We start from the raw sequence: 18,903 nt of genomic DNA on the forward strand, positions 1-18,903 counted from the left end.
TCGTCGGCACCGCGCGCGAGCGAGGAGGACGTGGACGTGATCCGCAACGTGGTGGTCGGACGGCTGAAGGACGGCGTCGACCCGTCGGAGATCGAGCCGGGTCTGCAGGCGTTGCGCGACCTGCGCGTCGACGGCGTCGAGCTGCGGCTGGTGGCCGGGCTGGACCTGGGCCTGCGCGAGGGCAACGCGCACTACGTGATCACCGTCGACCTCGACGACGAGCAGGCCTACAAGGTCTACGACGCCGACGCCGAGCACAACCGGATCCGCGCCGAGCTGTTCGCGCCGTTCAGCGAGAAGATCGAGCGCATCCAGTTCCGCCCGTCCTGACTCAGCGTGTCGGCGCCGGGACACGCCGGTCGGCCGGACTGCTCGGCGTGTCGGACGCGTGACCTGCGACGGGACGAGTTCCCGATCGTGATCCATCCCGCAGATTCGGACGATCCGGGCGTCACTGCCCGCGTCCGGGCACCATGGATGCCGTGACGGAGTGGGTGTTCGCGGTCGTGGACCGTCTCGGCGCGGCCGGGATCGGGCTGCTGATCTTCCTGGAGAACGTGGTCCCGCCCATCCCGTCCGAGGTGATCCTGCCCCTGGGCGGCTTCCGGGCGCAGGTCGGCGTGATGAACCCGATCGCCGTCTGGGCCGCCGCCACGATCGGCGCGGTGGCCGGCGCGCTGGTGCTCTACGCGCTCGGCGCCTGGCTCGGCTACGAACGCGTGCACCGCCTGGCCGGGCACCGCTGGTTCCTGCTCTCCAGCCAGAAGGACCTCGACCGCGGCCGCGCGCTGTTCGACCGGCACGGCGGACCGATCGTCCTGTTCGGACGTTGCGTCCCGCTGGTGCGCAGCCTGGTGTCCATCCCAGCCGGGATCTCCGGCATGCCGCTGGTGCGGTTCACCGCGCTCAGCGCGCTCGGGAGTGCGGTGTGGAACGCGTTGTTCGTGGGGCTCGGCTGGTTCCTCGGGGACCGCTGGGAGGTGATCGAGCAGTACATGGGCCCGATCAGCACCGCCGTCCTCGTGGTGGCCGTGGTCGCGATCGGCTGGCTCGTCGTGCGTCGCGTGCGCAGCCGCAACGCCGCGGCCGACAGCCGCGCCTGACATCCGACGCAGAGCGTACGAATCCGGTCACCCTGCGCTTACCTGCTGATCCTTTGTTCGACCAGCCGATCTCCACGCCCGCGCGGTGTGGCAGCCTGATCTTCACGGAGAACGGGCCGGCGGGAGGAGACGGGCGATGCGCCTCGTCGACGTCGGCAAGTCCTACCGTCCCGGCAGCCCGGTCCTCACCGGGGTCGACCTGGTCCTGGAGCCGGGTGTCCCGTCCGTCCTGCACGGACCCAACGGCAGCGGCAAGTCCACCCTGCTGCGGATCGCGGCCGGCTGCGAGACGCCGACCACCGGCCGGGTCGACGGGCGTCCGGACGTCGTCGGGTATCTGCCGGACCGCTTCCCGGCGCTGCTGCGCCTGCCCGCCCGCCGCTACCTGCGCCACCTCGCCGCGATCCGCGGGGTCCCGGCCGACGACGCGGCGGCGACCGCCGAGGAGGTGCTGGCCGAGCTCGGCTTCACCGGCGCCGACGACGAGCCGATGGCCGCGCTGTCGAAGGGCAACACCCAGAAGGTCGGCCTGGCGCAGGCGTTGAGCTGCGGTGCCGGCCTGCTCGTGCTGGACGAGCCGTGGTCCGGCCTGGACGCCGACGCGATCGCCGCGCTGGACGACCGGCTCGCGGATGTCCGTGTCCGGATGCTGCTCACCGACCACACCGGTACCGCCGAGACGCTGCCCGGGGCGCAGGTCCGCCGGCTCGGCCCGGACGGCCGCCTCGACCGCGGACCGGGACCGACGGCGTCGCGGGTCCGGGTGCGTGTCGAGGTGCGGTGCCCGGGCGACCCGCGCGCGGTCCTCGACCGGCTGCCCCCGGCGCGGGTGGAGGAGATGGCGCCGGGACGGCTGGTGGTCCTGCTCGCGTCCCGGCACAGCGACGCCTGGCTGGCCGCCGCGCTGGCCGCGGGCTGCTCGGTCCACGACGTCGTCCGGGAGCAGGCGTGAACCGGGCGCGCGCCGCGGCGGCGGTGGCCGTGGCGCGGATGCTCGGGGAGGACATCGCACGGTCGCAGCGGTTCCTGGTCCCGGCGCTGCTGTTCGGCGTCGCGCTCGCCGTCCTGTTCGGCGGGGACCCGGGCCCGCTCCCGGAGCCGTGGGCGGCGTCGGCGCTGCTGCTCTACCCGGTCGGGGCGTGGCTGACCCACTCGCTGGCCGGGACCGAGGACGACGTCGCGCGCACGGTCACGGTGACCGCGGCCGGGGGCGGGGGACCGGTCGTCGCCGGGGTCGCGCTGGCCGGAGCGGCCGGGGTCGTCGCGCTGTCGGTGCTGGCAGTGCTGTGGGGACTGGTCGCGGCGTTCGCCACGGCCACTCCCGGGCTCCTGCTCGACGGGCTGTTCGGTCACCTGGCCTGCGGGCTGAGCGGGGTCGCGGTGGGCCTTCTCTGCGCCCGCCCGGTGATCCGGAGCCTGGGCTGGGGGCTGCTGACCGGGCTGGTGTTCGTCGTCGTCACCGGTACCCGGTCGTGGCTGCCGCCGGTCGGGACCGCCGTCGCCGCGCTGGGGTCGGGGCGCGGCGGCATCGGGGTGTTCGGCGACGTCCTGCTGGCGGTCGTCCTGGTGGTGGTCGCGTGCGCGCTGGTGGTGCGCTGCGAGCAGGGCTGGCCCGACGAGTGGCGCGACCGGCTCGCGCCGGTGCGCCGCCGGCTCCCGCGGGCGATCCGGGACCGGTTCGGGCCGGAGTAGCGCGCCCTACGAGCGCAGCCCGACGTAGCGGCCGAGCTCGGCGGCGGCCCGGGCGAACAGGGCGTCCCGCTCGTAGAGCACGTTCTCGAACTGGCCGAACAGCTCGAACGTGACGTGCCCGAACAGCGCGGTCCACGCCGTCACCCCGCGCAGCAGGGCGTCGTCCGGCAGGTCCACCCCCAGCGCGTCGCGGGCCCGGGTGACGTCGGCGTCGAGCGGGGCGGGGACGGGGTCGGTGGTGGACTCCAGACGTCCGGCGGCGTGCGCCGCGGCCAGGATCGAGACCAGCGTCGTCACCGTCCGCTCGGCGGAGGGCACGGTGTCCTGCGGTGCGCTGTAGCCGGGCACCGGCGAGCCGTAGATCAGCGCGTACTCGTGCGGGTGCGCCAGGGCCCAGGTCCGGATCGCCGTCGCGACGGCCAGCCAGCGGGCGGGGAAGTCGTCACTCGGCGCCGCGGCGTCGGCGGCCTGCACGGCGTCGCCGAGCGCGTCGTAGCCCTCGGTGATCAGCGCGGTGAGCAGGTCGTCGCGGGTGGGGAAGTAGCGGTGCAGCGCCGAGGAGACCATCCCCAGCTCGCGGGAGACCGCGCGCAGCGACAGGCCGGCGGCACCGACCTCGGCGAGCTGGCGCCGGGCGGCGTCGACGATCTCGCGGGTCAGCTCGGCGCGGGCCCGGGCGCGGGCGGTCCGTGGTGCGTTCACGCCGGACACTCTAGAGCATCATTTCGAGAAGAGAGCAACGCTCTTGCTGTCGGAGCAATGCTCTCCCGGGGAGAGCATTGCTCCGACAGCGGAGCGCAAGTCGAGATCGGGGTGGGTCGGATGGGTACGACGACGACGGCGGCCGGGGCCGTCACCGGGGCGCGGGTGGGGTGGGGCGCGGGGGCACTCGCCGTCGCCGGGGTGGCGCTGGCCGTCTACCCGGCGCTGCGGCCCTACCCGGACTCCGCCGCGGGCTGGGCCTCGCCCGCCTGGACGGCGGCGCACCTGCTCGCCGTCGCGGGGTTCGTGCTGCTGGTGGCCGGTACCGGGGCGGTCTGGGCCTCGGTGCGTGACACCCGCGCCGAACGCACCGGGTTCGCCGCGCTGGTCGTGACCGGTGGCGGGGTGGGGCTGACGCTGCCCTACTACGGCGCCGAGGTGTTCGGGCTGCACGTGATCGGGCAGTGGTCGCTCCGGCGCCGCGACCCCGGCCTGCTCGCGATGGCCGACGACCTGCACTACGCCCTGCCGGCGGTGCTGACGTTCGCGGCCGGGTTGCTCGGGATCGGCGCCGGCGCGGTGCTGACGGCGGTCGCGCTGGCCCGCAGCGGCCGGTTCGCGTTCTGGGCCGGGGTGCCGCTCGCGGTCGGCCTCGCGCTCTACGTCCCGCAGTTCTTCGGCCCGCCGTGGCTGCGCATCGCCCACGGGCTCCTGGTTTTCCTCGGGTGCCTGGGGGTATGGCGCGCGCTCGCGGCCGCGCGGCCGCACACTGGACGACGGTGACCGGAAACGAGGGCCCGACCTGGGTCCGCTTGACTTCTACGAGAAGTAGAAGGATATTTCGGTCAGCAGGTCGCGAACTCCGGGTTCGTGGTCTGCTCGTCGGAGCGCGAGGGGGCACATCATGAGCCCGGCAACTGCATCAGCATCGTCACCGTCACTCGAGGCGCGCGCGGGAGCCGCCGCCGACCAGCTCGACCAGCGCTACCACCCGGCCGCGGGAATGCGGAAGCAGTTCAACAAGGTCTTCCCGACGCACTGGTCGTTCATGCTCGGTGAGGTCGCGCTGTACAGCTTCATCATCCTGCTGGCGACGGGCACGTTCCTGGCGCTGTTCTACGACCCGTCGATGGCCGAGGTCGTCTACAACGGGCCCTACGACAACCTGCGCGGCGTCACCGTCTCGCGGGCCTACGAGTCCACCCTGCAGATCTCGTTCGAGTACCGGGGCGGGCTGTTCCTGCGGCAGGTCCACCACTGGTCCGCGCTGCTGTTCCTGGCCGCGATGTTCGTGCACATGTTCCGCACGTACTTCACCGGCGCCTTCCGCAAGCCGCGTGAGGCGAACTGGGTCATCGGCGTCGTGCTGATCCTCGTCGGCACGTTCGAGGGCTTCACCGGCTATTCGCTGCCCGACGACCTGCTCTCCGGCACGGGCCTGCGGATCGCCTCGGGCATCACGCTCTCCGTCCCGGTCGCCGGCACCTGGGTCCACTGGGCCCTGTTCGGCGGCGAGTTCCCCGGCACCGAGATCATCCCGCGGCTCTACATCATCCACGTGCTGATCTTCCCGGGGATCCTGCTCGCGCTGATCGCCGTGCACGTGGGCCTGGTCTGGTACCAGAAGCACACCCAGTTCCCCGGTCCGGGGCGCAAGGAGGACAACGTCGTCGGGGTGCGGATCCTGCCGATGTTCGCCGCCAAGGGCGGCGCGTTCTTCGCCGTCACGCTGGGCGTCACGATGATCATGGGCGGCCTGCTGCAGATCAACCCGATCTGGAACATGGGCCCCTACGACGCCGCGCACATCTCGGCGGGCTCGCAGCCGGACTTCTACATGATGTGGTCCGACGGCATGGCGCGGATCTTCCCGCCGTGGGAGTTCTACCTGTTCGGCGAGTACACGATCCCGTCGGTGTTCCTGCCGACCGCGGCGTTCCTGCCGGTCCTGTTCGTGATCGCCGGTGCCTACCCGTACATCGAGCGACGGTTCACCGGCGACGACGCGCTGCACAACCTGCTGCAGCGTCCCCGCGACGTGCCGGTCCGCACCTCGCTGGGCGCGATGGGTATCGCGTTCTACCTGGTGCTGGTGGCGTCGAGCTTCAACGACTGGATCGCCTACTACGGCAAGCTGTCGCTGAACGCGACCACGTGGGCGGGCCGGATCCTGCTGCTCGCCGTGCCGCCGATCGTCTACTGGCTGAGCTACCGGGCCTGCCTGAGCCTGCAGAAGTCCGACCGTGACGTGCTCTCGCACGGCATCGAGACCGGCATCATCCGCAGGCTGCCGAACGGCGAGTTCATCGAGGTCCACCAGCCGCTGGCCGGGCTGGACTCGCACGGTCACCCGCGCGAGCTGGAGTACCAGGGCGCCCCGGTGCCCAAGCGGATGAACCAGCTGGGGTCGGCGGGGTCGCCGGTGTCCGGATCGCTGCTCAAGCCGGACCCGAGCGACGAGACCGTCCGCCTCGGCCGCGCCCGGCAGGAGGAGCACGAGCGCGAGCTCGAGGCGCGCACCGAGCGTCGCGAGCTGGCCGGACGGCCGGACGCCGGTCGTCCGCAGGACCCGACCGAGTAACTGCTCGCGCCGTACGACCAGGCCCCGCCGGCTCCTGCCGGCGGGGCCTTCGTCGTCTGTTCCGCAGCGGCCGGGCCCGCGCTGGCATCGGCGTACAGGCGCGCGGAGCGCCTCCGGTCCGCGGGAAGGGCTCAGTCCATCCGGTCACCACCGCAGGAGCAGTTCCGGCCCACCTCTTTCCGGCCCGAGAACGCGGACATCGGGCGTGCGGAAGGAGGTCGCGATGCCGACCGGACACCTACCCGAGAACCCCGACCTGAACGCCCTGCGCAAGCAGGCCCGACGTCTGGAGCGGGCCGTCCGCGCCGGCGATCCGGTGGGCGCTCCAACACGACCAACACGAGCGGGTCGCTCTGCTCCTCGCCCACGGCGTCGACGTCGACACCCCGTTCGACGACGGCCGCGCGCCGATCGCGGTGGCCGCGCTGCAGGGCGCGACCGAGGTGGTCGGGATGCTGCGCGCCGCCGGTGCCGCCCCGCCGGAGCTGGACCCGTCCGAGGAGTTCGTCGCCGCGGTCATGCGCGGTGACGAGGCGGCGGCGCGCGCGTCGACGGCGGGGGAGCGGGTCCGCCGTGACCGTCCCGGGCTCGTGGTGTGGGCGGCCGGGCAGGGCCGGGTGGAGGCGGTGCGCCTGTTGCTCGACCTGGGGTTCGCCATCGACGCGCTCGGTCGCGCCGACGTACCGGTCGAGGGGGCGTCGGAGACGGCCCTGCGCGCCGCGGTGTCGGCCGACGTCCCGGATCTGGTGCGGCTGTTGCTCGACCGCGGTGCGGACGCCGGTGTCCGCGACAAGCGGTTCGAGGCCACCCCCGCCGACTGCGCGGCGCATCTGGGACGGCCGGAGATCGCGGCGCTCCTGGAGGGGTGGCCGGGCCGACGATCGCCGGAGCTGTAGTGCCGGCGAGAAGAACTCGGATTCGCGATCGCTAACAGTTTCTGTTCTTCGATCAGATGTTCGAATAGAATGGTTGGCATGACCGCGGTCGCCGACTTCTCCGTTCCGGGCACTCGCCCGGAACCCGTCGCGCCCACATTCGAGCTCGTCGATCTGACGCTCCTGCGGCTCCTCGACGAATCCGACCCCGATCCACTGCTCGGGTCACGCCCGGAGGTCGAGCTCGTCGACCGGATCGCGCAGCTGGAATCGCTGCAACATCGGGTCGCGGCGTTGCAGTCGGCGGCGATCCATGCGTTCGCCCGTCGTCATGTGGCCTCGCGGGTCGATGCCGGGGTGGTGGACCCGGAGAGGCTCGAACGCAGTGTCGCCGGGCAGATCGCCCTCGCGTGCCGGGTCTCGCCGATCGAGGGCGGGAAGCGGATGCGGATGGCGCGGGACCTGCGCAACGGGCACGACCACGTCCTCGCCTTGTTCACCGCAGGGGAGATCAGCGCCTACAAGACGGCGACGATCACCGCGGCCACGAGTGGTCTCGACGCGGACGAGCGGGCGGAGGTCGACCGGCGCATTGCCGCGCACGACATCGTCCACATGGGCGTGGGGCGGATCCGGACCCTGGCACAGGCGATCGCCGCCGAGGTGGCGCCGGAGAAGTTCACGGCGCGCAGTCGCGCCGCTCGTCAGGAGCGGCGTGTCTCGCTGCGCCCGGCGCCGGACGGGATGACCGACCTGATCGCGCACCTTCCGTTGGAACAGGGCGTGGCCTGCTACGCCGCGCTGGCGAAGGCGGTCAACGAGGCCGCGGTCAGCCCGGAGCCGGTGACCCGTGGGCGGGGACAGATCATGGCCGACACGCTGGTCGAGCGCGTCACGGGACAGGCCACCGCGCCCGACGTCGCCGTCGAGGTCCAGGTCGTGGTCCCAGTCGAGGCGCTGATCGACCCCGACTCCCCGCTCCCCGCGCACATCCCCGGTCACGGCCCGGTCCCGCTCGACGTCCTCGCCACCAGTTCCGGCCGTAAGACTTTGCGCCGGCTGCTGACCCGGGCGGGCATCGTGATCGGCGGCGACTCCCGGCAACGCCTGTTCACCGGAGTGCTCGCCGAATGGATCCGAGCCCGCGACGGGTATCGGTGCAGCGAGCCCTACTGCGATGCCCCGATCCGACATATCGACCATATCCATAGATCTGCAGACGATGGGCAGACGGAGTTCGACAACGGCAGAGGTGTCTGCGAGTTCCACAACCACCTCCGCGAGACATCCGGATGGAAAGTCGAGAAGAGCCCTGACGGCGTCAGGACGACGACACCGACCGGACACACGTACACGGCACCCGCGTGGCGCGTGCCCGGCTACGGCGACACATGACGATCAGGCACGCGCTCTCGAGAAGCGCGACCCACAGCTGCCGGCCGTGTCCGAAACGGCACCGTCGGTACCCGACACGAAGGCCGAGCTCAGGCCGCGGGCAGTTCGAGGCCCAGCCGGTCCTGGAGTTCGCGCATGCCGGTGGCGGTGACCACGACCGAGCGTCGGTCCCGGCCGCGGGTGACCCACGACCGTTCGAACATGGTCGTGCACAGCGCCGCGCCGACCCGGCCGGCGAGATGGTGGCGTCGTTCGGTCCAGTCCAGGCAGCTGCGCAGCAGCGGGCGGCGGGAGGGGCCGTCGAGCGGATCGCCGGTGAGGTCGGCGAGGAAACGGCGTCCGTCGGCGGTCAGGGCGAGGCCGTCCTCGGTGTTGACCATGCCCCGTTCGACCAGCGCGTCGTGCAGGCCGACGCCGAGCGTCCCGGCGAAGTGGTCATAGCAGGTGCGGGCGGCGGCGAGGCGTCCGGCGGCCCGGACCGCGCGCAGGCCGTCCGGCCGGGAGGGCTCCGCGCCCGAGGCCTCGGCCAGGGACTCGATCAGCCCGGCGGCGCGGGCGTCGGCCAGGCGCAGGTAGCGGTGCCGGCCCTGCTTCTCCGTCGCCAGCAGGCCGGACGCGACCAGGCGGTCCAGGTGCTCGCTGGCCGTCGACGGCGCGACACCGGCGTGCCGGGCCAGCTCGCCGGCGGTCCAGGCCCTGCCGTCGATCAGGGCCAGGCAGAACGCGGCCCGTGTGCGGTCGGCCAGCAGCCCCGCGAGCTCGGCCAGTGACTCCGGAGCGACCGGCCCGACGGACGGGGTCACGACCGGCGCTCCGGGGAGTGCGGGCCGGGCACCGTCACGTCCGGCCCGCCGCCGGTCCGTCCACGCCCCCGCTGCGGAGCGGGATCCGGGTGTGCGACGTCCGGTCCGGCCGGGGACGCGGTGGCCGGTCGGCTGCGCCACCGCGACAGCGCCACCCCGGTCAGCGCGCACACCCCGCCCAGCAGCGCGAGCGCCGGCGGCAGCTCCCCGAGCAGCGGCCAGGCCATCAGGACGGTCAGGGTCGGGACCAGGTACGTCGTGATCCCCAGGCGTCCGGCGTCCATCCGGGACAGGGCGTAGGCCCACGTCCCGAACGCGAGCGCGGTCGGGATCAGCCCGAGATAGACCATCCCGGCGACGGCCGGGGCGGGGGCGGAGCCGAGCGCGTCGACGAGACCGCCGGCCCACGGCAGGCAGGCCACCGCGCCGATCACGCACGCGATCTGGGTGACCTGCAGCGCCGGGAGCCGTCGCAGGACCGGCTTCTGGGTGAGTACCCCGATCGTCCAGGTCACCGCGGCCAGGACGCACAGTGCCGCGCCGGTGAGGTCGAAGCGCGAGCCGGCGCCGGCCGTCGAGAACCCGATCAGGACCGCGCCGGCGAACCCGATCCCCGCCCCGAGGAGCAGCGGCTTCGGGAACCCCTCACCGAGCAGCGCACCGGCGGAGAGCGCGATCAGGATCGGGCCGATGTTGACCAGCATGGCCGCGGTCCCGGCGTCGAGCTGGGCCTCCGCGGCGTTGAGGGCGACGTTGTAGACGCCGAACCAGCTCACCCCGCAGACCGCCAGCAGCAGCCACTCGCGCCGCGTCGGGCGGACCCACGCCCGCCGGGGCAGCACCGCGACGGTCAGGGCGAGCCCGCCGACCAGCAGCCGTCCCAGCGCCAGTGGCCCGGCCCCGAACACCGGCCCCACCGCGCGGATCGCGACGAACGCCGAGGCCCACGCCGTCACCGTCACCCCGGCGGCGAGAGCCACCCGCAGTCCTGTCGTCATGGCCGCGACGGTAGGCCCGCGACCGTTCGGCGGGCACCGAAATACCGGCTCAGGAGTAGCGGGGCGCCAGCGCCGGGTAGTAGTCATCCCAGTCCGGGAACTCCGCGCCGGCCAGGCTCGCGCCGAACCGGTCGAGATACCAGTGCCAGCCCGGCCCGGCGTCGGACGAGGGGAGTCCCGGCGGCAGCGTCTGGTGGAAGTGCAGGACGGTGCCGCCGGAGGGACCGGCCTCCAGCGTCACGACGATCTCCCAGGGGACGTCGGCCCCGATCGCGACCTCCAGCCGGTGGGGAGGGACGCAGTCCACGATCCGCGCCGGTTCCGGCGGGCCACCGGAGTCCTCGGCACTGGTCATCGTGATCGCCACGGTGCCGCCGGGGCGGGCGTCGCCGGTGAACGAGCCGTACCAGCGGGCCAGCCGGTCGGACTCGGTCAGGGCGGGCCAGACCTGCTCCGGCGGGTCCGGGAACTCGCGGCGGAACCGGAGGGTGGCGCGGCCGTCGGGCTCGCGCGTGACCTCGCCGTCGGGTGTCGTGATCACGGGAGCGCGGTGAACTGGGCGGTGGCGACCACGAGCGCGTCCTGGGTCTGCTCCTCGGTGGCCATCCCGGACTCCCGCAGCGTCGCCTCCCAGGCCTGGACCACGCCCTGGTTGTAGGACAGGACCTCCGGGGAGTTCTGGAACTCCGCCGGGTCGCCGAGGTCGGTCCCGCGCAGGTGTAGCCCGAGGGCGAGGAACGCGTCGTCCCAGCCGGGGCCGACGTACAGGGCGCCGCCCGAGTCGGGCACCAGCGTGGCCGCCACGGAGTGGTCCAGTGTCAGCACGGTCGAGTCCGCGTCGGGGGCCGCCAGCTCGACGGTCACCACGCTCTCCGGTCCGCCCCAGGTGAGCACCAGCGTCGACGGCCGGTCGCACCGCAGGATCTCGCCGTCGGCGTTGCCCTCGGTGGCGAACCTCCCGCCCACCTCCAGATCGCCGCTGACGGGGAGGAACCAGCGGGCGAGCCGCTCCGGGTCGGTGAGGGCGTCCCAGACGTCCTCGACTCCGGCGGAGTAGGTCCGCTCGAGCCGTACGGCGACCTGGTCGCCCCGCTCTCCCGCGTGCACGCGGCGGCGCACCTCGTCCAGCTCGGCGATGATGTCGATCATTTCCGGTCTCCCCTCGGTGACGTGCCGGGTGCGTTCCGGCGGCCCCGGGCGAGCTCCGTGCCGAGCGCGTCGAGGCGCTGCGACCAGAACCCGCGCAGGCCCGCGAGCCAGTCCTCGGCGACGGCCGGCCCGCTCGGGTCGACGGCGTAGATGCGCCGCGTCCCCTCCGGTCGGACGGTGGCGAAGCCGTTGTCGCGCAGTACTTTCAGATGCTGCGAGACGGCCGGCTGAGAGATCCCGAACTCGTCCGAGATCACGCCGACGACGTCGCCCGAGCTCCGCTCGCCGGTGGCCAGCAGCTCCAGGATCCGCCGCCGTACCGGGTCGCCGAGGACGTCGAACGCGTGCACCTTCCTATCTTAAGAAACAACTTATATAAGTCAATAACGATAGATGAAGGGACTTGACAGGGGGGTTCCTTGGTTCCATGGTTAGTTACATGAGTAATGAACCAACAGACTGGGACCGGGCGAGGCGGTCGCCATGAAGGACGACGGGCGCCCGCTCTTCCTCCAGATCGCCGAGCAGATCTCGACCTCGGTCGTCGACGGGACCTATCCCGAGGAGTCGCAGGTGCCCTCGACCAACGAGCTGGCCGCTTTCCATCGCATCAACCCCGCCACCGCAGCCAAGGGCGTGAACCAGCTGGTGGCCGACGGGGTGCTCTACAAGAGACGGGGGATCGGGATGTTCGTGGCGGAGGGGGCACGGACCCGGCTGCTGGAGAGCCGCCGGGAGGAGTTCGGCCGGCAGTACATCGCTCCGCTGGTCACCGAGGCCGGGAAGCTCGGCATCGACCCGGAGCAGCTCAAGAAGATGATCGACGTCTGGGGGGACGAGGAATGACCGAGGGAAGCGCAGGCGCAACGAGCACCGACGCAGTCGTCGAGATGCGTGGCGTCACCAAGCGCTACGGGAGCTTCACCGCGCTGGACGACGTGAGCGTCGCGCTGCGGGAGAACACGATCCACGGGCTGCTCGGCCGCAACGGCGCCGGCAAGACCACGATGATGCAGCTGCTGACCGCGCAGAACTTCGCGACGTCCGGGGAGATCTCGGTCTTCGGCGAGGAGCCTTACGAGAACGCCGGCGTGCTGAGCCGTACCTGCTTCATCCGGGAGGCGCTGAAGTACCCGGACAACTTCCGCCCGCACCACGCGATGGCGGCCGCCGCGATGGTCTACCCGAACTGGGACGCCGCGTTCGCCGACTCGCTGATGGAGGAGTTCGCCGTCCCGCGCAAGCGGGCGATCAAGAAGCTCTCCCGGGGTCAGCTCTCCGCGGTCGGCGTGATCATCGGTCTGGCCTCGCGCGCCCCGCTGACGTTCTTCGACGAGCCCTACCTCGGCCTCGACGCCGTCGCCCGGCAGATGTTCTACGACCGGCTGCTCGCCGACTACGCCGAGCACCCGCGCACGGTCGTGCTGTCCACGCACCTGATCGACGAGGTGTCGGACCTGATCGAGCACGTCGTCCTGATCGACCAGGGCCGCATCCTGATCGACGAGGACGCCGAGGTGCTGCGCGGCCGGGCGGTCACGGTGACCGGGCCCGCGCAGGCCGTCGAGTCGTTCGCGGCCGGGCACACCGAGCTGCACCGCGAGCGGCTGGGCGGGTTCCTGCGGGTCACCCTGTCCGGCGTCGCGCCCGAACCCGGGCTCAGCGCGCAGGGGATCGAGTTCGAGCCGGTCTCGCTGCAGCAGCTCGTCGTCCGGACCACCCAGCACAACGTCGGCGGGGCCGACGCCGACCTGGCCGTCGCCGGGTCCACGAACCGGAAGGTGCTGTCATGAACAACCGTGTGGTGACCGCGGCCCGGCTCAACGTCGTGGACGCGAAGGTGCGGCTGGGGATGCCGTGGCTGGTGGTCGGGGCCGCGTTCCTGATCAACCTGCTGATCTTCGTCCTGGTCCGGTCCAACGTCGGCGAGACCGGGCCCGAGTACACCGGGGCTCTCGCGGCGCTCTACATCTCGATGGCCGCGGCCTACATCCAGACCATGACCCAGACGTTCCCGTTCGCGCTCAGCCTCGGGCTCACCCGCCGGCACTTCTATCTCGGCGTGTCCCTGGTCGTGGTGATGGAGTCGCTGATGCACGGGGTGCTGCTGACGGTCGCGCTCGCGATCGAGCGGGCGACCGGTGGCTGGGGGATGGACCTGAACTTCTTCGGGGTCCCGTTCCTGGTGCAGAGCAACCCGGTGCTGCAGGTCGTGGTCTACACCGTGCCGCTGCTGGCCCTGGGGTTCCTGGGCCTGCTGGCCGGGACCGTGTTCCGCCGGTGGGGGCAGATCGGGGTGTACACCGCCGCGATCGGCTCGACGCTGGTCCTGGGGGGACTGGCCGTGCTGATCACCTGGCAGCAGTGGTGGGGCTCGGTCGGCGAGTTCTTCTCCGCGACGCCGGACCTGGCCCTGGTCGGGGTCTATCCGCTGGTGCTGGTCGTGCTCGCCGCCGCCGGCGGGTTCCTGATGGTGCGGCGCGCGACGCCGTAGGAGCCCCGCGCGACCAGGACCCGGCCTCCGACGGGGGGTGGCCGGGTCCTTGTCGCGTTCCTAGCTCTCGTACGGGTCGGACGGCGCCGGGACCGGTGTGACCTCGGAGACCGTGAGGTCCGGGACGTAGCGGTCGGCGGCGTTGCCGGTCCCGGGGACGACCGTCCCCCGGACCCGCAGCCAGCGCTCCCCGGAGTCGGGGACCTGCTCCTCGGTGCCGCGCAGGCGCAGCATCGACGGGCGGGCGTCGGCGGCGCAGCAGCTGATCCGCATCCGGGCCAGGACGGTGTCGCCGTGCCGCCTCGCGAGGAACCCGGTGACGACGACCTCGCGCCCGGCGACCGAGCGCTGCTCGTCCCAGACGGCGCGGTCGACCGTCTCGCCGAGTCCGAGGGCGAGCGTCCCGCCGGGGAGCGGCGGGTAGAGGTCGCCGCTGCGGACGGTGCCCCCGCTCGTCCGGTTCACCGCGTCGGCGCCGAGTGCGGGTGGTGCGACGAGCGCGATCACCAGCACCGGCAGGAGCAGCAGCCACGGGGCGTGCGAGCGGTCGTGGTCGTGGTCGCCGTGCCCGGTCGGTGTGCGCCCGAGGAAGTCCCGCACCCCGCCGGCGACGGCCAATCCGACGGCCACCACCCCGGCCGCGATCAGCAGCCAGCGGTGTCCCGGACGGACGTAGCGCAGCACCGTGTCGTCGGCGCAGACGCGCAGCAGCACCGCGCCGAGCAGCAGGAGCAGGGCGTGCTGGGTGTCGCGCCTCATCGGACGCCGCCGAACACCAGCAGGCTGGCGCCGACCGCGGCCGCCACGGCGACGACGAACGTCACCGGCGCGAACCGGACCGCGAACGCCCGCCCGAACGTCCCGGCCTGCAGCGCGACCAGCTTCAGGTCGACGGCAGGTCCGACGACGAGGAACACCAGCCGGGGCAGCAGCGGGAGCATCGACAGCGAGGACGCGACGAACGCGTCGGCCTCGCTGCACAACGACAGCACGACGGCCAGCACCGCCATCGCCGCGATCCCCAGAAGGATCCGCCCGGCCAGCGCGTCGAGCCACTCCGGCGGCACCAGCACCCGCATCGTTGCCGCGGCCAGCGCACCGACGACGAGGAACGCCCCGGCCGCGACGAGGTCCGCCCGCGCCGTCTCGGCCACCACGGCCCAGCGGCCGCGTCCGATCCCATCCACCGTGGGGGCGAGCCGCCGGGTGATCCACTCGGACCGCCCGGCCCGCTGCCAGAGCCATCCCATCGCGCAGGCGGTGACGATCGAGCCGAGGAACCGCGCCCCGACCATCTCCGGCGCGTCCGGGAACGCCGTCGCCGTCGCGACCAGCACCACCGGGTTCACCGCGGGCGCGGCGAGCAGGAACGTCAACGCCGCCGCCTCGGGCGCACCCTGTCCGATCAGCCGCCGCGCCACCGGTACCGACGCGCACTCGCAGCCCGGCAGCACCATCGCGGCGGCACCGGCGACCGGCACCGCGGCCGCGGTCCGGGCCGGCAGCACTCTGCGCAGCACCACCGGCGAGACAAACCCGGCGATCAGCCCGGACAGCAGCACCCCGAGCACCAGGAAGGGCAACGCCTGCAGGCAGACGGCCACGAACACCGTCGCGGCCGTGCGCAGGGCGGGCGCGTCGAAGGCGTCGGTGATCAGTGGGCGGGCCAGGACGGCGGCCAGCAGCACGGCGCAGAACACGTGCAGGGAGGTGACCCGCGGACGGGGCCGGACGACGGTCGTCACGGCCGGGATCCTGGCATCGACCGCCCCGGCTCCACGGCCCGGTCGGCGGAACGGTTCCCGATCGTGTTCCCGACGGCCCGACGGCCCGACGGCCCGACGGCCCGACGGCCCGACGGCCCGACGGCCCGACGGCCCGACGGCCCGACGCCCGATTCGTGATCGACACCTGTGGTCATGTCCGGGCCACACGCGGCCCGGACATGACCACGGAGATCGATCACTGCGGTCAACCCCGGACCGCCGGTGGTCCGGGGTCGACCATGACGATCGATCACCTGGCGACGTTCTCGCCGCCCCCGCGCGTTCCGTCTTTCCCGGCGCGCCCGTCTTCGCGTCGCGCGCGCGGCCGCGAGCGCGTCACGACGGCGAGCGCGCGGCACGGGGAGCGGCACGGCCCGCGCCACCGGCTCGCGATGCGGGCGGACGTGCGGGCTGCGGTGAGACGGGACGGGACCTGGCGTCCCGTCTCAGATCGGCACGGCGGTGTTGTCGAGCACCACGTCGGCGCGCTCGGGGGAGTGCTCCGTCGCGGCGAGGGCCCGCTCCTGCTCCGACCAGCGGGCCCGGAACGGGGCGTACCCGGCCCAGTCCTCGCGCGCGTGCAGGCGTCGTTCCCGCTGCTCGGCGGAGGTGTCGACCCAGACGGACAGGCTCGTCACCGGCGTCAGGACCCGGGCTCCGGCACCGCAGCCCTCCAGGACGACGGCTGGCGCCGGGTCCAGGGAGCGCCACGGGCCGGGGGCGTCACGGTCCCAGTCCCAGGTGCACCACCGCAGCGTCGAGCCGCCGGCGAGCGGGTCCCCGATCCACCGCCGGGCGAGTGCAGGGGACACGGCGAGACCGTCCCATCCGGGGTAGATCTCCTCGAGCGTGAGCAACGGGGCGTCGAGGACCTGGGCCAGCCGTGCGGCCAGCGTCGACTTCCCGGCCCCGGAGAACCCGTCCACGGTGACGAGCCGGTTCCCGGCCGGTCCGCCCTCCGCGGCCTGGACGAGGCGAGCGAGCTCCACGGCCCACCCGCCGCCGTCCACGACCCGGAGCCTCCGCTGGGACCGACCCTCACCACCGGGCCGACCGTGAACCGTCACGCGGCGCTCGTCCTGGTTCGCGACCCCCGCGTCAGGGCCTGACGACGATCTTGACGTGCGCCGCGGCGGGGTCCGGGGACAGGGCGTCGGCGACGTGGTCGAGGTCGACGTGCGCGGTGACCAGACGGTCGAGGTCCACCGCCCCGGACGCGGCGAGCTGTACCGCCGTCGGCCAGGTCTCGGCGTAGCGGAACGTCCCGGTCAGCGTGATCTCACGGGACTGCAGCGACGACACCGGCAGCGTCATCTCGTCGGCGCCCATCCCGACCAGCACCACCGTGCCCCCGGCCCGGACGGCGCCGATCCCGGCGGTCACCGCGGGCGGCGCGCCGGAGCAGTCGACGAACACGTCGACGTCCACTCCGCGGGCGGCCGGGTCGCCGTCCCGCGGGTCGAGGACGTCGGTCGCGCCGTTGTCCAGGGCGGTCGCCCGGCGCCCGGCGTCGAGGTCGGTGACGACGACCTGCGCGGCCCCCTGCACCCGTGCCACCTGCGCGACCAGTAGCCCGATCGGCCCGGCACCGGCGACGAGCACCCGGGAGCCGAGCCCGGTACCGGCCTTGCGGTTCGCCCAGATCGCGACCGAGAGCGGTTCCAGCAGCGCCGCGGCGTCGTCGGAGACGGAGTCCGGGACGGGGTGGGCGAAGTCGTCGGCGATCGTCACGTACTCGCTGAACGCGCCGTCGAAGGGCGGGGTGGCGAAGAACGCGATGTCCGGGCAGAGGTTGTACTCGCCGCGGTGGCAGTACCGGCAGCGACGGCACGGCACACCCGGCTCGATCGACACCCGCTGCCCGATCCGGGAGGCGTCGACCCCGGTCCCGACGGCGACGATCCGCCCGGACGGCTCGTGCCCGAGGACCAGCGGCTCACGCACGACGAACCGCCCGATCCGTCCGTGGGTGAAGTAGTGCACGTCCGACCCGCAGGTCCCGACCGCACCGACGCGGACCAGCACCTCGCGGGGCGCGGGCCGGGGGACCGCGCGCTGCTGCACCTCCAGCTCACCGGCGGCGCGCAGCACACTGCACCGCATCGACTCCGGGATCTCTCCGACCGCAGCACTCACCCGGGCGACAGTGCCATCCCGGAATCCCCGTCGCCAGGGCCCCGTTGCCGGAGCCATCGTGCCTCGGTGGCCCCGGACGTCGCCCTCGCCGATCTCGACGAGTCCGCCCTGCCCGATCTGCTCGCCGCGGCCGTCGACGGCGCGGAGCCGGCCGAGGTGATGGCGCCCCTGCCCGGCGAGGAGGACTGGACCGCGGCGCAGCGCGCGGAGTTCCGGGCCTTCCACCGCCGGCGCTCGCTGGACACGGAGACGCCGGTCGAGCGCACGTTCGTCGTGCTCGTCGACGGGCGGGCGGCGGGAGCGGCCCGGCTGGAGCCCGTCGACGGCGGCGTCGAGATGGGGATCTGGCTGGTCCGGCAGTGGCGGGGCCGGGGGATCGGCGCGCAGGTGGTGCACCTGCTGGGCGCGCGGGCGGGTGGCCGCGCGCTGGTCGCGGAGACGACGGGCGGCAACTCCGCCGCGGTCGGGCTGCTGCGGACCCTCGGCGCCGACCTGAGCACGGACGGCGACGACGTGCACGCCCGCCTGCCGCCGCGGTGACCGCCGACCGGGGAAGAGGGGCACGCCCGGACGGCGGCAGGTGAGGCGCCGCACCCGGCCGAGGTGATTGACTACGCATCGGCCGACGCCGGCGCTCCCCGCACGGCTTCCGGCGGCCGTCACCAGGACGAGAAGGGCGCCGATGGGCTCGGGCATCGAACGGCCGGCGGTCACCGGCTTCCACCACGTCTCGGCCATCGTGTCCGACGTGGAGACCAGCGCGACCTGGTACCAGCGGGTGCTCGGCCTGCAGCGGCTGCCGGTGACGTTCCCGCACCACGGCGACGACTCCGGCGACGGCAAGGCGGCGCTGCTGCTCGACACCGCGACCGGGGTGATGATCGAGCTGCACCACGACGTGACCGGGAGCGCGCCGGACCGCGCCCGCAACGCGCTGGACCACCTCGCGTTCGGCGTCGCGGACCGCGCCACGCTGGACGGCTGGGCGGCCTGGCTGGACACGCTCGGTGTCGCCCATGACGGCGTCACCGACCGCACCGAGCCGACGACCTACGCGACGCTGGAGTTCTCCGACCCGGACGGCATCGCCCTGGAGTTCATCCACTTCCCGACCGTCTGACCGGCTGCGACGGGGCTCCGACCGGCGCACGGACCGAATTGCCGCGCGATGACCGGCGTGCAACGGTGAATCACAGGCACGACCAGGCG

At 73.2% G+C, this 18,903-nt stretch carries 23 protein-coding genes; 13 read left to right on the forward strand and 10 right to left on the reverse strand.

Annotated features, from left to right (window positions below; translation table 11 throughout):
* The first annotated feature begins 36 nt into the window (after nucleotides 1–36).
* The 4 genes from EV383_RS03080 to EV383_RS03095 all read left to right on the forward strand — a co-directional run bounded on the left by EV383_RS03080 (nucleotide 37) and on the right by EV383_RS03095 (nucleotide 2,795).
* Nucleotides 37–330: a Dabb family protein gene (locus tag EV383_RS03080; RefSeq protein ID WP_130288509.1), complete on the forward strand. Its 294-nt coding sequence runs from the start codon at nucleotides 37–39 to the stop codon at nucleotides 328–330.
* Between the two features lie 152 nt (nucleotides 331–482).
* Entirely contained in the window at nucleotides 483–1,103 is a 621-nt protein-coding gene (locus EV383_RS03085; protein ID WP_242622866.1) for a DedA family protein, read from the forward strand.
* Nucleotides 1,104–1,239: 136 nt separating this feature from the next.
* Nucleotides 1,240–2,055: an ATP-binding cassette domain-containing protein gene (locus EV383_RS03090; protein WP_130288510.1), complete on the forward strand. Its 816-nt coding sequence runs from the start codon at nucleotides 1,240–1,242 to the stop codon at nucleotides 2,053–2,055.
* On the forward strand, nucleotides 2,052–2,795 hold the full coding sequence (locus tag EV383_RS03095) for a hypothetical protein (protein WP_130288511.1): 744 nt from the start codon (nucleotides 2,052–2,054) through the stop codon (nucleotides 2,793–2,795). Before EV383_RS03090 ends, EV383_RS03095 begins: the two co-directional genes overlap by 4 nt.
* Before the next feature lie 6 nt (nucleotides 2,796–2,801).
* Here the strand turns inward: EV383_RS03095 and EV383_RS03100 are convergent, their stop codons facing one another.
* Nucleotides 2,802–3,497: a TetR/AcrR family transcriptional regulator gene (locus EV383_RS03100; RefSeq protein ID WP_130288512.1), complete on the reverse strand. Its 696-nt coding sequence runs from the start codon at nucleotides 3,495–3,497 to the stop codon at nucleotides 2,802–2,804.
* Nucleotides 3,498–3,617: 120 nt separating this feature from the next.
* On the opposite strand from EV383_RS03100, the gene EV383_RS03105 reads away from it, so the two are divergent.
* The 4 genes from EV383_RS03105 (at nucleotide 3,618) to EV383_RS03120 (ending at nucleotide 8,348) form a co-directional block, all read left to right on the forward strand.
* Entirely contained in the window at nucleotides 3,618–4,280 is a 663-nt protein-coding gene (locus EV383_RS03105; RefSeq protein WP_130288513.1) for a hypothetical protein, read from the forward strand.
* Nucleotides 4,281–4,401: 121 nt separating this feature from the next.
* On the forward strand, nucleotides 4,402–6,078 hold the full coding sequence (qcrB, locus tag EV383_RS03110; protein ID WP_130288514.1) for a cytochrome bc1 complex cytochrome b subunit: 1,677 nt from the start codon (nucleotides 4,402–4,404) through the stop codon (nucleotides 6,076–6,078).
* Between the two features lie 416 nt (nucleotides 6,079–6,494).
* Complete coding sequence (locus EV383_RS03115) at nucleotides 6,495–6,974, forward strand: ankyrin repeat domain-containing protein (RefSeq protein WP_130288515.1); 480 nt, start codon at nucleotides 6,495–6,497, stop codon at nucleotides 6,972–6,974.
* Between the two features lie 78 nt (nucleotides 6,975–7,052).
* Nucleotides 7,053–8,348 carry an HNH endonuclease gene (locus tag EV383_RS03120; RefSeq protein WP_130288516.1) on the forward strand — a complete coding sequence of 432 codons (1,296 nt, stop codon included), beginning with the start codon at nucleotides 7,053–7,055 and terminating at the stop codon, nucleotides 8,346–8,348.
* Nucleotides 8,349–8,437: 89 nt separating this feature from the next.
* On the opposite strand, the gene EV383_RS03125 is transcribed toward EV383_RS03120, so the two are convergent.
* From EV383_RS03125 to EV383_RS03145, 5 genes are read right to left on the reverse strand one after another with little or no spacing between them, the layout of a single operon-like run.
* Nucleotides 8,438–9,151, reverse strand: a complete 714-nt coding sequence (locus EV383_RS03125; protein WP_130288517.1) for an ArsR/SmtB family transcription factor — start codon at nucleotides 9,149–9,151, stop codon at nucleotides 8,438–8,440.
* Nucleotides 9,148–10,149, reverse strand: a complete 1,002-nt coding sequence (locus EV383_RS03130; protein ID WP_130288518.1) for a DMT family transporter — start codon at nucleotides 10,147–10,149, stop codon at nucleotides 9,148–9,150. Before EV383_RS03130 ends, EV383_RS03125 begins: the two co-directional genes overlap by 4 nt.
* A 49-nt stretch (nucleotides 10,150–10,198) precedes the next feature.
* Nucleotides 10,199–10,690, reverse strand: a complete 492-nt coding sequence (locus EV383_RS03135; protein WP_242622867.1) for an SRPBCC family protein — start codon at nucleotides 10,688–10,690, stop codon at nucleotides 10,199–10,201.
* Nucleotides 10,687–11,298, reverse strand: coding sequence for an SRPBCC family protein (locus tag EV383_RS03140; protein ID WP_130288519.1), 612 nt, complete (start codon nucleotides 11,296–11,298; stop codon nucleotides 10,687–10,689). The genes EV383_RS03135 and EV383_RS03140 overlap by 4 nt, the downstream gene beginning before the upstream one ends.
* Nucleotides 11,295–11,648: an ArsR/SmtB family transcription factor gene (locus EV383_RS03145; protein ID WP_130288520.1), complete on the reverse strand. Its 354-nt coding sequence runs from the start codon at nucleotides 11,646–11,648 to the stop codon at nucleotides 11,295–11,297. Before EV383_RS03145 ends, EV383_RS03140 begins: the two co-directional genes overlap by 4 nt.
* A gap of 133 nt (nucleotides 11,649–11,781) precedes the next feature.
* Here EV383_RS03145 and EV383_RS03150 point away from each other — a divergent pair, with 133 nt between their 5' ends.
* The 3 genes from EV383_RS03150 to EV383_RS03160 are packed head-to-tail and all read left to right on the forward strand — an operon-like array spanning nucleotide 11,782 to nucleotide 13,792.
* Nucleotides 11,782–12,144: a GntR family transcriptional regulator gene (locus EV383_RS03150; RefSeq protein WP_130288521.1), complete on the forward strand. Its 363-nt coding sequence runs from the start codon at nucleotides 11,782–11,784 to the stop codon at nucleotides 12,142–12,144.
* The gene (locus tag EV383_RS03155; RefSeq protein ID WP_130288522.1) at nucleotides 12,141–13,091 is read left to right on the forward strand and encodes an ATP-binding cassette domain-containing protein; all 951 of its coding nucleotides are present in this window, start codon (nucleotides 12,141–12,143) and stop codon (nucleotides 13,089–13,091) included. Before EV383_RS03150 ends, EV383_RS03155 begins: the two co-directional genes overlap by 4 nt.
* Nucleotides 13,088–13,792, forward strand: a complete 705-nt coding sequence (locus tag EV383_RS03160) for a hypothetical protein (protein WP_130288523.1) — start codon at nucleotides 13,088–13,090, stop codon at nucleotides 13,790–13,792. The genes EV383_RS03155 and EV383_RS03160 overlap by 4 nt, the downstream gene beginning before the upstream one ends.
* A 60-nt stretch (nucleotides 13,793–13,852) precedes the next feature.
* On the opposite strand, the gene EV383_RS03165 is transcribed toward EV383_RS03160, so the two are convergent.
* From EV383_RS03165 to EV383_RS03180, 4 genes are all read right to left on the reverse strand, one after another.
* Nucleotides 13,853–14,551 carry a TIGR03943 family putative permease subunit gene (locus EV383_RS03165; protein ID WP_130288524.1) on the reverse strand — a complete coding sequence of 233 codons (699 nt, stop codon included), beginning with the start codon at nucleotides 14,549–14,551 and terminating at the stop codon, nucleotides 13,853–13,855.
* Nucleotides 14,548–15,537: a permease gene (locus EV383_RS03170; protein WP_130288525.1), complete on the reverse strand. Its 990-nt coding sequence runs from the start codon at nucleotides 15,535–15,537 to the stop codon at nucleotides 14,548–14,550. Before EV383_RS03170 ends, EV383_RS03165 begins: the two co-directional genes overlap by 4 nt.
* 467 nt (nucleotides 15,538–16,004) lie before the next feature.
* Complete coding sequence (locus EV383_RS03175) at nucleotides 16,005–16,568, reverse strand: nucleoside/nucleotide kinase family protein (protein WP_130288526.1); 564 nt, start codon at nucleotides 16,566–16,568, stop codon at nucleotides 16,005–16,007.
* An 88-nt stretch (nucleotides 16,569–16,656) separates the two neighbouring features.
* The gene (locus EV383_RS03180; protein WP_242622868.1) at nucleotides 16,657–17,694 is read right to left on the reverse strand and encodes an NAD(P)-dependent alcohol dehydrogenase; all 1,038 of its coding nucleotides are present in this window, start codon (nucleotides 17,692–17,694) and stop codon (nucleotides 16,657–16,659) included.
* A 66-nt stretch (nucleotides 17,695–17,760) separates the two neighbouring features.
* On the opposite strand from EV383_RS03180, the gene EV383_RS03185 reads away from it, so the two are divergent.
* Nucleotides 17,761–18,234, forward strand: a complete 474-nt coding sequence (locus tag EV383_RS03185) for a GNAT family N-acetyltransferase (RefSeq protein ID WP_242622869.1) — start codon at nucleotides 17,761–17,763, stop codon at nucleotides 18,232–18,234.
* A gap of 142 nt (nucleotides 18,235–18,376) precedes the next feature.
* Nucleotides 18,377–18,814 carry a VOC family protein gene (locus tag EV383_RS03190; protein ID WP_130288528.1) on the forward strand — a complete coding sequence of 146 codons (438 nt, stop codon included), beginning with the start codon at nucleotides 18,377–18,379 and terminating at the stop codon, nucleotides 18,812–18,814.
* Nucleotides 18,815–18,903: the final 89 nt, after the last annotated feature.

Origin of the sequence: Pseudonocardia sediminis, from assembly GCF_004217185.1 — a bacterium.
GTDB lineage: Bacteria > Actinomycetota > Actinomycetes > Mycobacteriales > Pseudonocardiaceae > Pseudonocardia > Pseudonocardia sediminis.